This window comes from Brenneria sp. L3-3C-1 (genome assembly GCF_016456245.1).
In the GTDB taxonomy this organism is placed as follows: Bacteria; Pseudomonadota; Gammaproteobacteria; order Enterobacterales; family Enterobacteriaceae; genus Brenneria.
In genome coordinates this window covers 90,269-103,312 of record NZ_JAEMHF010000009.1, presented here as the reverse complement: position 1 = coordinate 103,312, position 13,044 = coordinate 90,269, and the positions used below count along the sequence as shown (strand labels likewise).

The 13,044-nt window shown below is 52.5% G+C and carries 11 protein-coding genes and 2 pseudogenes; 8 read left to right on the top strand and 5 right to left on the bottom strand.

Annotation, left to right across the window (positions count from 1 at the left end):
- Window positions 1-42 precede the first annotated feature (42 nt).
- The 5 genes and pseudogenes from JG725_RS16215 to JG725_RS20905 all read left to right on the top strand — a co-directional run.
- Window positions 43-1,005 carry an isoaspartyl peptidase/L-asparaginase family protein gene (locus tag JG725_RS16215; RefSeq protein ID WP_199378813.1) on the top strand — a complete coding sequence of 321 codons (963 nt, stop codon included), beginning with the start codon at window positions 43-45 and terminating at the stop codon, window positions 1,003-1,005.
- 374 nt (window positions 1,006-1,379) lie between these two features.
- Window positions 1,380-2,288, top strand: coding sequence for a LysR family transcriptional regulator (locus JG725_RS16210; protein WP_172291045.1), 909 nt, complete (start codon window positions 1,380-1,382; stop codon window positions 2,286-2,288).
- Window positions 2,289-2,449: 161 nt separating this feature from the next.
- Window positions 2,450-3,313, top strand: a complete 864-nt coding sequence (locus JG725_RS16205) for a YicC/YloC family endoribonuclease (RefSeq protein ID WP_172291044.1) — start codon at window positions 2,450-2,452, stop codon at window positions 3,311-3,313.
- Window positions 3,314-3,499: 186 nt separating this feature from the next.
- A pseudogene (locus JG725_RS16200) lies at window positions 3,500-3,753 on the top strand (type II toxin-antitoxin system CcdA family antitoxin).
- A gap of 3 nt (window positions 3,754-3,756) precedes the next feature.
- A pseudogene (locus JG725_RS20905) lies at window positions 3,757-3,831 on the top strand (cytotoxin); the annotation flags it as partial.
- Window positions 3,832-4,124: 293 nt separating this feature from the next.
- Here JG725_RS20905 and JG725_RS16195 read toward each other — a convergent pair.
- Window positions 4,125-4,727 (bottom strand): hypothetical protein, encoded by a 603-nt coding sequence (locus JG725_RS16195; protein WP_172291043.1) that lies wholly within the window; start codon window positions 4,725-4,727, stop codon window positions 4,125-4,127.
- A gap of 371 nt (window positions 4,728-5,098) precedes the next feature.
- Window positions 5,099-6,445: an argininosuccinate synthase gene (argG, locus tag JG725_RS16190; protein WP_199378811.1), complete on the bottom strand. Its 1,347-nt coding sequence runs from the start codon at window positions 6,443-6,445 to the stop codon at window positions 5,099-5,101.
- A 398-nt stretch (window positions 6,446-6,843) separates the two neighbouring features.
- Here argG and JG725_RS16185 point away from each other — a divergent pair, with 398 nt between their 5' ends.
- On the top strand, window positions 6,844-7,419 hold the full coding sequence (locus tag JG725_RS16185; protein WP_172291041.1) for a DJ-1/PfpI family protein: 576 nt from the start codon (window positions 6,844-6,846) through the stop codon (window positions 7,417-7,419).
- A gap of 58 nt (window positions 7,420-7,477) precedes the next feature.
- Here JG725_RS16185 and JG725_RS16180 read toward each other — a convergent pair whose 3' ends face one another.
- The 3 genes from JG725_RS16180 to JG725_RS16170 all read right to left on the bottom strand — a co-directional run bounded on the left by JG725_RS16180 (window position 7,478) and on the right by JG725_RS16170 (window position 10,859).
- Window positions 7,478-8,128 carry a DcrB-related protein gene (locus JG725_RS16180; protein WP_172291040.1) on the bottom strand — a complete coding sequence of 217 codons (651 nt, stop codon included), beginning with the start codon at window positions 8,126-8,128 and terminating at the stop codon, window positions 7,478-7,480.
- A gap of 59 nt (window positions 8,129-8,187) precedes the next feature.
- Complete coding sequence (locus JG725_RS16175) at window positions 8,188-9,180, bottom strand: acyltransferase (protein ID WP_172291039.1); 993 nt, start codon at window positions 9,178-9,180, stop codon at window positions 8,188-8,190.
- A 143-nt stretch (window positions 9,181-9,323) separates the two neighbouring features.
- Window positions 9,324-10,859 carry an aldehyde dehydrogenase family protein gene (locus tag JG725_RS16170; RefSeq protein WP_199378808.1) on the bottom strand — a complete coding sequence of 512 codons (1,536 nt, stop codon included), beginning with the start codon at window positions 10,857-10,859 and terminating at the stop codon, window positions 9,324-9,326.
- A 303-nt stretch (window positions 10,860-11,162) separates the two neighbouring features.
- Here JG725_RS16170 and fdhD point away from each other — a divergent pair, with 303 nt between their 5' ends.
- Window positions 11,163-11,981, top strand: a complete 819-nt coding sequence (gene fdhD, locus JG725_RS16165; RefSeq protein WP_199378806.1) for a formate dehydrogenase accessory sulfurtransferase FdhD — start codon at window positions 11,163-11,165, stop codon at window positions 11,979-11,981.
- A 269-nt stretch (window positions 11,982-12,250) separates the two neighbouring features.
- The gene (gene sodA, locus JG725_RS16160; protein ID WP_172291036.1) at window positions 12,251-12,877 is read left to right on the top strand and encodes a superoxide dismutase [Mn]; all 627 of its coding nucleotides are present in this window, start codon (window positions 12,251-12,253) and stop codon (window positions 12,875-12,877) included.
- Window positions 12,878-13,044 lie beyond the last annotated feature (167 nt).

Below are 13,044 nucleotides of genomic sequence, written 5' to 3'. Positions count from 1 at the left end.
TCCTTGCGGCGTTATTGCACGACTAAAAAGAGAATCTGTAACATGATAAAACCCGTGATTGTCATCCACGGCGGCGCCGGCGCACTGACACGTTCGGCCATGAGCGCGGAAAAAGAACAGCGTTATCTGGCCGCGCTGGCCGACATTGTCGCCAGCGGACAGCAAATTCTGGCACAGGACGGCAGCGCGCTGGATGCGGTGACGGAGGCCGTTCGGCTACTTGAAGAGTGTCCGCTGTTTAATGCCGGACATGGCTCGGTGTTTACCCATAATGAAACTCACGAACTGGATGCCAGCATCATGGACGGCCGCACGTTGGATGCCGGGGCCGTCAGTTGCGTCAGCCATATCCGCAACCCGGTGTTGGCCGCCCGCGCCGTACTGGAGCACAGCCAGCATGTGATGTTCACTGCCGACGGCGCGGAAGATTTCGCCCGCCGGCACCGCCTGACGATGGTGGAACCCGCCTTTTTCTCCACCGAAGAACGCAGGCAACAGTTGTATAACGCACAGTCAGGCTCAGGCAAAGTGGTGCTGGATCACGATGGTCAGGCCCAGCTTACAGGCGCCGACCCTATCGATCCCGACCGCAAATACGGCACCGTCGGCGCCGTGGCGCTGGATAGCGCCGGAAATCTTGCCGCGGCGACCTCCACCGGCGGCATGACCAATAAACAGGCCGGCCGGGTAGGAGACAGCCCCATCATCGGCGCGGGATGTTATGCCAATAACCAGACCGTCGCGGTCTCCTGCACCGGCACCGGCGAAATCTTTATGCGTACCGTAGCCGCCTATGACGTTTCCGCGCTGATGGAATATGCCGGACTTTCCCTGCCGCAGGCCGCTGAACGCGTCGTAATGGAAAAACTGGTGCGGCTGAACGGCAGCGGCGGCCTGATTGCCGTCGATCGCCATGGCAACATTGCGCTGCCGTTCAACAGTGAAGGCATGTACCGCGGTTACGGCTATGTCGGTGAAGATCCGGTCGCGAATATTTATCGGTGACGGATGCGATACCGCGAGCGCGGCATCGATTGAGTAACCGGCGTCGGGCAGGTTGAAAATACAAAGCGGGGGTTTTTTGTCCATTTTGGTGCAAACACGCCATAAATGCGCAATTAACGCCCATTCCTTTGCATCCTGCGCCGATGCTTTTGACTGTGCCTGACAACCTCTCTTCCAACCCTGCACTTTTCCGATCTTTGACGGCTATCGATGTCCTCTGCGTCCATGGCCTTGGGATAACCACGATAAACCACCCGGGACGCCCGATTTAAACAGCCAAAAGCGATAACAGGCGAGCATTCATGAATGGCATGAATATTGCACGGATTTCTTAACGGTACAGCGACCACCAAAGAGACACGGAGCATGCTCCCATGCGTTTACGACACATCGAAATTTTCCAGGCGATTATTCAGGCGGGCACCATTAGCGGCGCCGCCCGCCTGCTGAACGTTTCCCAGCCTAATGTCAGCCGGGTGCTTAATCACGCGGAACAACAGCTTGGCTTCGCTCTGTTTGAACGACGTACGCAAGGCATGATCGTCACCAAGGAAGGCCGCCGCCTGATCCCCGACGTACAGGCGCTATTCAGAAACCTGCAAACCATCAGCTCGTTGACAGAACAGATCAAAACCGGCAAAGAACAGTCCGTTCGCCTTGGCGCGGCGCATGCGTTTGGACAGATGATTGTGGCCCCCGCGCTGGTGGAATTTCATAAGCAGGAGATGCTGGTCAACGTGGAGCTGGTGACGGAACATTTTAGTACGCTTTGCCTGAATATCCTGCAAGATCAGCTTGATTTCGCGCTGGTGTTTGGTCAGCAGGTGCCGGCGGCCTTGCTGGCGGAACCGCTGTTTCAGTCTTCCATGGTGGCATTGCTGCCCAAAGACAGCCCGGTGAACGGCCCCGTTTCGCTGGAATGGCTGTGCTCGAACAATCTGCTGATGATGCAGCTTCAGGATCCGCTCGGACAGGTATTACATCGGGCATTACGCGATAAATCCCTGAAGCCGGCGGCGGCGCTGTATATCAAAACCTACTCGGTGATTGCCGATATGGTACTGGCCGGAGGGGGGGTCGGCGTGGTCGATCTCTTTACCGCCTGTCGCTACGCCAACCAGCTTAAAATCGTCTCCATCGACCAGCCGTTACCGTTTGAAGTGACGCTGATTAGCCGCCGGGATAACCCTCAGTCACGGGCGACATTACAGCTAAAACAGATGATGAAAAATAAATGCCAGGAAATCGCCCGACAGAATGAAGCGCTACTTCACGCCGCATAAAACCATATAAACAGGCAAGCGGTATCACAAAAACAGTATGGCGCACTCCCTGTCAACGGCCGTTCCAGGAGACCTGACTGCCAGCTTGCCGATTTTGTTCTACCCAGCCCAGAGACACAACGTTATAATCCTTTCATCATTTGCTCTACAGGTATGCACCAATGATTCGCAGCATGACCGCTTACGCCCGGCGAGAAGTCAAGGGTGACTGGGGAAGCGCAGCCTGGGAACTGCGTTCTGTCAACCAACGTTATCTGGAAACCTACATCCGTTTACCAGAACAGTTCCGCAGTCTGGAGCCTGTTATCCGCGATCGCATCCGCACTCGTTTGACCCGCGGTAAAATTGAATGCAACCTGCGTTTTGATCTGGATCCACGGGCGCAAAGCTCGCTGATCCTCAATGAAAACCTGGCTAAACAATTAGTCAGCGCAGCCAACTGGGTAAAAATGCAGAGCGACGAAGGGGAGATCAACCCGGTCGATATTCTGCGCTGGCCCGGCGTCATGGCCGCCGAAGAGCAGGATCTGGACGCCATCAGCGCCGAGTTGTTGCAAGCGTTGGATCGTACGCTGGATGATTTCATCAGCGCGCGGGAAAGCGAAGGCCACGCCCTGAAAGGACTGATTGAACAGCGCCTGGCGGGCGTCAGCGGCGAAGTCGCCAAAGTGCGGGCGCATATGCCGAATATCCTGCAATGGCAGCGTGAACGGCTGCTCAGCAAACTGGAAGAGGCACAGGTTCAGTTGGAAAATAACCGCCTGGAACAGGAACTGGTTATCATGGCGCAGCGCGTGGACGTGGCGGAAGAGCTCGATCGCCTGGAAGCCCACGTGGCGGAAACCTATAAAATTCTGAAAAAAGAAGAAGCCGTCGGCCGACGTCTGGACTTTATGATGCAGGAATTCAACCGCGAATCCAACACGCTGGCATCTAAATCCATTAACGCCGATGTCACCGCCTCAGCCATCGAACTCAAGGTACTGATTGAGCAGATGCGGGAGCAGATCCAAAATATCGAATAATTTCCACCCTGTTCCACTGACTGCCACAACGCCCTGTTTTCAGGGCGTTTTTGTAAGATAAATGTGATCATGCCAATATTTACAAGAATGCCATAACACTTATACCACGATAACGCTGGTGCAAAGAGCATTGAAAAAAACCGCCTCCGCTCGTAATAAAATGACCAACACCATTTGCAAGGGTCAATTACACGTGTTTTAACAAAGGGTAGCGCGAGCATCCGCCGCAAGAAGACGGTAAGTGTGACACCAGAGCCCGCGCTATTTCAGCAAGCACGTAATGCGGGCATAAATTTGTCTGCTGTACTCACCGAAGCCCTGAAACACGAGATTCGAGCGTCAGAATCCGAACGCTGGAAAAAAACCACAAGGCACTCCAGAAGCTTAACCGTATTACGGATAAGCATGGTTTGTTATCGGACGATCAACGGGTATTTTAATCTATGCGGTACATTGTTTACCGTAATAATGGTAATAGCCATGCTTACCCTTACCTGCTTGATGTGCAGAGCAACATATTCGTCAGACCCAAATGTGTCCGGAAGTGGCAAGCGTTCAGGAACACCGTGAAAGGATAAAAAGTGCTATCGATTTTTTGCTGGATAGGTTTTAGATAACACGAATAATCGGAATTTTTTAGCCCCTCATCCCAGAGAGGGGAATATATTCAACTTATGGAATATAAGCATAACGCTTTATGGCCGCAGTAAAGCCACGGTCAATAGATATTGAATATACTTATGGTAAAAACAGCGAGTCTATATTTTTCAACCGGTTATTCATGGTTGATTCATAATGACATCAGCAGTCATTATTCAGCATTCAAATATCGGCTCCAGGCCAAATCGGCCGATTCGACGCCCATCATCTGCTGTATTTTTTCGTAAATTTCAGCGGCGGTCATACCGTTATATATTCCTTTACTGTAAAAGCTGAACATGTCCCTATTATCATCGGCGGTTTCCCGCCCTATCACCCCGGCATCCTCGGCCGTCACCGGCTTACCGGTAAAGGCATCAAATGCCTCCCAACTGCCGTCAGGGTAATTAATCATGGATACCAACGTACCGCCGTAAAGGGGAATACCGTTGATCATTTCCAGCGAACGTTGCGAAGAATCGGCCTGCTGCCGCGCTTGCTCTTCCCGCTCCTCTTTCGCCTGTTGCGCTTCGCGGGACACCAGTTGCTTCTCCAGATCTTGCAGGCTGTCACGTGACTGCGCCATTCCGGACTGTTTTTCTCCGTCCGTCGACAGCGTTACCTGGGTACTGGCGCCCGGCGGGCTATTCCCCGGCGAATAACCGTCTGTACCCGCCGTTGATGAGTTGGTGTTATCCACAACGCGATCGGATGCGATAAGGGGATAAATAGGTTTTATATTCTGACTGTGTGTGTCGATACCAGATATAGTCACAACGCCGCTCCTTCTTATTGTTTTAATACCGGTCCAGGCTAGAAGTTATAGTGATAACCCAAACCAATATGTTGAAACAGATATCAAACGCTGTCATCCAAACAGCGATTATTGATGCTATTAAAGGCGATGACCGACAGAGAAATAAACGCACTTCCGCCAATCTTGTCGCGAACTTACCTCATGTGATAAAGACGGTTGATATCAGCATTGAAAAAAGACTGTTCTGTAAAAGATATCGGTAATTTTATTTTTTTATTAATACAAAAAAAGAATAAGCATAGAAATACCACCGATGCAGGCGCATAAAAAAATCCGGAAACGTTTTTCGTCTCCGGATTTTTATGCATTAAATACCAAACTGCGGTGAATTACTTTTTGGTTTTGTCCTGCAACTGCTCAACCTGCGGCAGGCCGGCGTTGGCAGATGAAGACAACAGTCCGGTTTCAACATAGTTGAACAGCTTTTCGCGGGTATCGGTGATATCCAGATTGCGCATCGTCAGTTGGCCGATACGGTCATCCGGCGAGAACACCGAATCGCCTTTTTCCATCGTCAGACGTTCTGGCTTGTAGGTCAGATTATCGGACACGGTGTTCATGATGGAATAATCGTTGCCACGGCGCAGTTCCAGCGTCACTTCGCCGGTGATGGCGCTGGCGATCCAGCGCTGTGAAGAGTCACGCAGCATCAGCGCCTGCGAGTCGAACCAGCGCCCCTGATAGAGGAAGCGGCCTAGCTGGCGGCCATTGGCGTGATACTGTTCGATGGTATCTTCATTGTGGATACCGGTAAGCAGACGCTCATAAGCGATATGCAGCAACGCCATGCCCGGCGCTTCATAGATGCCACGGCTTTTCGCTTCAATGATGCGGTTCTCAATCTGATCGCTCATGCCTAAACCGTGACGTCCGCCAATACGGTTGGCTTCCAGCATCAGTTCCACATCGTCGGCAAAGGTTTTGCCATTCAGCGCAACCGGATGACCCTGTTCAAAACGGATCGTCACTTCTTCCGCCGTGACTTTGACGTTCTCATCCCAGAACTTAACGCCCATGATCGGGTTAACGATTTTGACGCTGGAGTTCAGGTATTCCAGATCTTTGGCTTCATGGGTCGCACCCAGAATATTGGAGTCGGTGGAATAGGCTTTTTCCGCCGACATTTTGTAGCCGAAACCCGCCTGAGCCATAAACTCGGACATTTCCTGACGGCCGCCCAGCTCATCAATAAAGTCGGTGTCCAGCCACGGTTTATAGATTTTCAGTTCGGCATTGGTCAGCAAACCGTAGCGATAAAAACGTTCAATATCGTTACCTTTATAAGTGCTGCCATCGCCCCAGATATTGACGCCGTCTTCTTTCATCGCCGCCACCAGCATCGTACCGGTTACCGCCCGCCCCAGCGGAGTAGTATTAAAATACGTGACGCCAGCGGTAGTATTATGAAAAGCGCCGCACTGGATCGCCGCAATGCCTTCCGCAACCAGTTGCTTACGGCAGTCGATCAGGCGGGCATTTTCAGCGCCGTATTCCATGGCGCGGCGTGGGATTTCATCGTAATCATCTTCATCCGGCTGACCCAGATTCGCGGTGTAGGCATAAGGAACCGCGCCTTTTTGACGCATCCAAAGCAGCGCGGCGCTGGTATCCAGCCCACCAGAAAACGCAATACCAATGCGCTGACCAACCGGAAGATGTTTGAGAATCGTTGTCATAAATAAATCCCTGCTCGAAGATCGATGGATAGAAGCTTAGCAGCTACACCATTATGTTACGCAATACATTGATGAGAGGTTATGCCTTCCCGGATAGGGAATTGGCCAGACTGGGTTGATTGTCAAAACCAATGCGCTCAAAAATGCATATTTATGCAAAATAAGTGAGTGATAATTTAAACATCTTTTTGCCGGCACAGGAAGAGAAGAGTCGAGTTTTAGGCAAAAAAATTCGCGCCTGATTCGCGCCCAAGTGAGCGAGTATAACGCTATTTGTGCGACAAGCTAAGCAGTAAAAACGGGTTACGCGATGCCAATAACAATAATAAAACATCGTTTCATTTAAATGCGCTTTCTTTGCTATTCTTTATTTCCCCCTGCACGTTGCTGGAGATGTTATGTCTAAGAAAATCGCCATTCTGCTGGCGCCTGGTTTTGAAGAAGCCGAAGCGATTATGGTGATCGATGTACTGCACCGCATGAAAATAGAGGTCACCATGCTGTCATGTCACGACAGGCTGGAGCTGCGCAGTTATCACAATATTCGTATGTTTGCCGATGCTTTATTGGAAAGAAACATGGACGTCCTGTTTGATGCCGTGATCATTCCCGGAGGTCCGCAGGGAACGGTCAATCTAGCGGCGAACCCGCTCGTCGTTGAATTCATTCGTCGCCACGATGAGGCCAACAAGCTGATTTGCCCGCTGTGTTCCGCCGCCGCACGCGTACTGGGCGGCAATAACCTGCTGAAAGGCCGACGTTATGTCTGCTCCGGCGAGCTATGGCGGGATGTTACCGACGGCGTATACGTCAACCAGAAAGTCGTCGAAGATGGTAACCTGATCTGCGGTAAAGGGCTGGGCGTCACCTTTGATTTTGCCTTCACTATCGCCTGCCGTCTGACGGGTGATAAAGAAGATGCCAATTTTCAGGTTGAACACATCGATTACGATTACTGGCGTGTGCCGGCGTAGCAGATAGGGTTCCCAGCGCGGTGTTGTCGGCCGCGCTTTATCTGTCCACGCCCGTGGACTATTTAAAGTCCAGCGACGCCAGCACTTGTTCAATCAGCGCCTGATGGACGTCACCACGGCTGGCCGGCGTGTTAATTTGCAACGTCAGTATTTTCTTCCGCCACACGGTATAGAACAGCGTCGAGTTGATCTGCTGTCCGCCAACCTGTAGCTCGTTGTCCATACGCTGCAAGGGTGTCTTGCCAATGGCGACGGCCTGTTGCCGGATCTTTTTTATATGCTGATACTGACCCTGCATACTGGCGAAAATGTCGTTTCCCAGGCTCTCCAGCCCCGCCTGATTCGTTCGCAATACCTGTCCTGCCGGCGGCGGCACCACGGAGAACACCACTTGCTGACGCGAGTCGCTGTTAATAAACAGATGCGTTTTACCCAGTTCGCCATTGTTAACATCATCGGGCGGCGTTTGGTCGGAAAACGCATCCGGCAGCATAAAACTGATTTTACCTTGTTGCAGCATCACCTTGTGTGCCGATGCTTCAGGCGCGGCGGGCGGCTCCACCGGCGCGGCGGCGTTGCTTTCCGGCGCCTGCATCGGCGGCGGCGCGGGCTGCGGGTCAGGCTTATTGTTATCCGATGGATTATCGCAGGCGCTTAATCCGGCGACTAACAAGGTGATAGCGAATAACTTACCCAATATCTTCAACATGTCTGCTCCGCGTTTTGCCGCACTATTCCGGTAAGACTTATACCATGCACCTCGTCATCTTAACTGATCAGACGCCGGGTATCGATTTTCTGCAACACCATCGACAACAGCAGGCTGCCCAGCAACGCAAGGGTGAATACGTAAAAAATATCCAGCACCGGCCGGGACGGAATATTCATGCCATGAGTACGCAGATAATGGATAATCAACGCATGAATGCCGTAAATCGCCAGCGAGTGACGTGATATCAAGGCAAACCCCGGCAGCACCCGTTGATTCAGGTAATATTTAACTATCATCAACAGACTGACCGCGGCCAGAAACACCAGCGGCCCGCAGTAAATATAAAAAGTCTGGGTAAAATTATCGTTTCGCAGCGTGTGATATTTGGTTCCCAGCGCCACCATCAGCACACAGAAAATAAATAACGGCATCGCGGCAAGCACCATTTTCCGCGGGATAGCCAACATCCCCAGCGCACGGCCGAGCATGGCGTACAGCAGGTAATAAAAGGTATCGCCGTAAATATAGAGGTTGACCGGCAGTAACCTGAATCCGGCGAATTCAACGCGCCCGGTATTGGGATTGGCAATAATCGCCAGCAGTGCAATGAACACCAGCAAATACTTTCCGGAAACAGGCTTGATATTTATCAGCGGAGAGAACAGATAAATCACCACAATGGCGTAGAAAAACCATAAGTGATAAAAAATCGGTTTCTGCAAAGCATGGCGAAGCGCATTCAGTCCATTTATCGGCGTCAGCGTGGCGATATAAATCAACGCGATGGCGCTATAAAACAGAATACATAAACCTATCCGCAGAAAATGCTTCTTCTGCGCGCTGCGTTCGCCAAAAAACAAATAGCCGGAAATCATGAAGAACAGCGGTACACAGACGCGAGACGCGGAATTAAGGATATTCGCCACATTCCAATGGGCGTCATCGGGTGTCCCGCCGGCGGTAATGGAGTAGGTTGTGCTGTGAATCAGAACGACCATCATACAGGCCAGTGCCCGCAAATTATCAATCCAGCCGATCTTGTCGGTCATGCACAACCTCTTAAAATATAATGCCTATTCAACAGAGTAGTGCCTGTTTACCATTGATACAATCAACAATCGGGGTAATCCGAAGCGCGCGGTGAAAACGAGAAGGGAAAAGGCCGCTAACCTTTAGCGGCCCCATGCTTACATTAGAACAAGCCCAACGGTTTATCCGAGTAGCTCACTAACAGGCATTTGGTTTGCTGGTAGTGTTCCAGCATCATTTTGTGGTTCTCGCGCCCAATGCCCGACTGCTTGTAACCGCCAAAGGCCGCGTGCGCCGGATAGGCATGATAGCAATTGGTCCACACGCGCCCGGCCTGAATGCCGCGCCCCATCCGGTAGGCGACATTGCCGTTACGGCTCCATACGCCGGCGCCCAGACCATATTCCGTTTCGTTGGCGATTTCCAGCGCATCCTCCATGGTTTTAAAGGTCGTCACCGCCAGCACCGGCCCGAAAATCTCTTCCTGGAAAACGCGCATGCTGTTTTTACCAAACAGGATGGTCGGTTCCAGATAATAGCCTTGAGCCAGATCGCCCGGCATCGCTTTGCGATGACCGCCCGTCAGCACCCGCGCCCCCTCTTTCTTACCGATGTCGATGTAGTTGAGGATGGTCTCCATCTGCCCGGCGGACACCTGCGCCCCCATCATGGTTTTGCTGTCCAGCGGGTTGCCGATGCGAATGGACTCCACGCGTTTAATCGCCCGCTCCATAAAACGATCGTAGATCGATTCCTGAATCAGCGCCCGGCTCGGGCAGGTGCAGACCTCGCCCTGATTAAAGGCGAACAGCGTAAACCCTTCCAGCACCTTGTCAAAGAAGCTGTCTTCCTTGTCCATCACGTCCGCAAAGAAGATATTCGGCGATTTCCCTCCCAGCTCCAGCGTCACCGGCGTGACGTTCTGCGCGGCATAGCCCATGATTTGCTGGCCGACCTCTGTTGAACCGGTGAACGCCACTTTGGCGACGCGCTTTGAGGTTGCCAGATATTCGCCAATCTCGCTGCCCGAACCGTTCACGACGTTAATCACCCCTGGCGGCAGCAGATCCTGGATCAGTTCCATCAGGATCAGCACCGACATCGGCGTCAGCTTGGCGGGCTTCAATACGATACAGTTCCCTGCCGCCAGCGCCGGCGCCATCTTCCAACAGGCCATCAACAGCGGGAAGTTCCACGGAATAATCTGGCCGACCACGCCCAGCGGCTCATGGAAGTGATAGGCCACCGTGTCGCCGTCAATCTCGCTAATGGCGCCCTCCTGCGAACGCATACAGGCGGCGAAATAGCGGAAATGGTCTATCGCCAACGGGACATCGGCGCCGCTGGTTTCGCGGATGGGCTTGCCGTTATCCCAGGTTTCCACATTCGCCAGCAGTTCAATATTCTGCTCCATTCGGTCGGCGACGCGGGTAAGGATCAACGACCGTTCCTGCACCGACATTCCCCCCCACTCGGCTTTCGCTTTATGGGCGGCATCCAGCGCATGATCGACATCCCGTGAGGTGGAACTGGCGACTTCACATAAAGGCTGGCCGGTAATCGGCGTCAGATTAACAAAATACTGTCCGCCGTCGGGCGGAACCCAGGCTCCGCCGATAAAGTTGTCATAACGTTTTTTCAGATTAAGCGCGCCATACTCGTCGGAAGTAATCCGGCCTTCAGATGTGACATGTGCCATTTCTGTCTCCTTTTCGCTGTCTGGATTCGCGGCAAAACCGCAGTGAAAATAGAGGCAATATGAAAAGTTTCGCTAAATAAAGAGCATGACTAAAGCGTATACAGTGATGCGCATTTCCGACAGCCGCAGCCGAAAGAGAATGACAACTCTTCGAGTTAACGCACAATTTATGGTACATCCATTAACAAAACGGTCGGCGGCGCGCGGGCATGTTCACCGTTTTCGGAGAAAAATTCGCATCCGTCGGGAGGCAGTGAAATAATGCTTTCATCAGTTTCCGGTTATTAACTTGCAGGTGTTCAGGTGAAAGGCGTTAATGCACAGACGGTAACGCCCCCGACAGGGGCATGTCAGCGAACGGTTCGTCATCAAGGTTCATTGGCGCAGCCGCAGGGCGACTGGCTGGCGGAAGAAGTACCGGTGGCGCTGGTGTATAACGGTATTTCGCACGTCGTTATGATGGCGTCGCCCAAAGACCTGCCGCTGTTTGCTTTGGGGTTTTCGCTGTCGGAAGGCATCATCCAGTCGCCGCAGGATATCTATGGCATCGATGTTCAACCGGTATGCAACGGCATCGAAGTTCAAATCGAGCTTTCCAGCCGCCGCTTTGCCGGATTAAAGGCACGGCGTCGGGCGATGGACGGCCGCACCGGGTGCGGCGTCTGCGGGGTTGAGCAGCTATCGGAGATCGGTAAACCCATTGCGCCCTTGCCCTTTAGCCAAACCTTTTCGCTAAGCCGCCTCGAATCCGCGCTGACGCAGTTGAAAGATGTGCAGCAGGCAGGTCAATTAACAGGTTGCACCCATGCCGCGGCCTGGATTCTGCCGGATGGTTCGCTAAGCGGCGGCTGTGAAGACGTCGGTCGCCACGTCGCGCTGGATAAGCTGCTCGGTATGCGGGCCAAACAACCGTGGCGGCAGGGCGCCGTGCTGGTTTCCAGCCGCGCCAGCTACGAGATGGTACAAAAGTCCGCCATGTGCGGCGTGGAGATCCTGTTTGCGGTTTCCGCAGCCACCTCGCTGGCCGTCGAGGTGGCCGAGCGATGCAATCTGACGCTGGTGGGTTTCTGTCGTCCGGGCCGTTCAACCATTTACACCCATCCGCAGCGACTGTGCGAATAGCGCCAGAGCGCGAAGACTTAGACCGATTTGTTGTTACCTCAGCGCATTACCACATAAGCGCTTGTTATCGGGGGTTAAGCCGATGAAACGCATCGCTTTCAGACGAGAATAATCATTTTCAATATCATTTAATTAACTATAATGAACCTAATTCTTACGCGGTGCTAACAAAAGCAGTGCCGCAACACTTTGTGTACTAGAATAATTGTGTACGATACCTCTTTTCAGTACTACAACACTTCAGTACGACAACCATGGAGATGCTAAACATGAGTTATTCACTGCCATCCCTGCCTTATGCTTATGACGCGCTGGAACCTCATTTCGATAAGCAAACGATGGAAATCCATCACACCAAACACCACCAGACCTACGTCAATAACGCTAATGCAGCGCTGGAATCCCTGCCTGAGTTCGCCAAACTGTCTGCGGAAGAACTGATCGCGCAGTTGGACAAAGTACCGGCAGAGAAAAAAACCGCTTTACGTAACAACGCGGGCGGCCATGCCAACCACAGCCTGTTCTGGAAAGGTTTGAAACTGGGCACCACGCTGGCCGGCGATCTGAAAGCCGCCATTGAGCGTGATTTCGGCAGCGTCGATACGTTCAAAGAAAAATTTGAACAAGCTGCGGCAACCCGCTTTGGTTCCGGCTGGGCCTGGCTGGTGCTGAAAGATGACGGCAAACTGGCGGTTGTATCCACCGCCAACCAGGATAGCCCGCTGATGGGCGAAGCCATTTCCGGCGCATCCGGCTACCCAATCGTCGGGCTGGACGTATGGGAACATGCTTACTATCTGAAATATCAGAACCGTCGTCCTGACTACATCAAAGCGTTCTGGAGCGTCGTAAACTGGGACGAAGCCGCCAAACGTTTCACCGAGGCGAAAAAATAAGCCGTCTTCTTACCGCCCCGGGTCAGCCCCGGCGGTGACTGAATAAACCGGAGTAACGGTAATCCCTGTTATTCCGGTTTTTTATTTTCAATGACGATGAACGGAATATTTCCCGTTTTCCCCCACTTTATTGGCTTATTAATCACCAGCAAGGGTATTAAAGTTTT

Bases quoted from the DNA above. Each gene is read 5' to 3' on its own strand.
- JG725_RS16215 (WP_199378813.1), top strand. From the start codon at position 43: ATGATAAAACCCGTGATTGTCATCCACGGCGGCGCCGGCGCACTGACA.
- JG725_RS16210 (WP_172291045.1), top strand. From the start codon at position 1,380: ATGCGTTTACGACACATCGAAATTTTCCAGGCGATTATTCAGGCGGGC.
- JG725_RS16205 (WP_172291044.1), top strand. From the start codon at position 2,450: ATGATTCGCAGCATGACCGCTTACGCCCGGCGAGAAGTCAAGGGTGAC.
- argG (WP_199378811.1), bottom strand. From the start codon at position 6,445: ATGACAACGATTCTCAAACATCTTCCGGTTGGTCAGCGCATTGGTATT.
- JG725_RS16185 (WP_172291041.1), top strand. From the start codon at position 6,844: ATGTCTAAGAAAATCGCCATTCTGCTGGCGCCTGGTTTTGAAGAAGCC.
- JG725_RS16180 (WP_172291040.1), bottom strand. From the start codon at position 8,128: ATGTTGAAGATATTGGGTAAGTTATTCGCTATCACCTTGTTAGTCGCC.
- JG725_RS16175 (WP_172291039.1), bottom strand. From the start codon at position 9,180: ATGACCGACAAGATCGGCTGGATTGATAATTTGCGGGCACTGGCCTGT.
- JG725_RS16170 (WP_199378808.1), bottom strand. From the start codon at position 10,859: ATGGCACATGTCACATCTGAAGGCCGGATTACTTCCGACGAGTATGGC.
- sodA (WP_172291036.1), top strand. From the start codon at position 12,251: ATGAGTTATTCACTGCCATCCCTGCCTTATGCTTATGACGCGCTGGAA.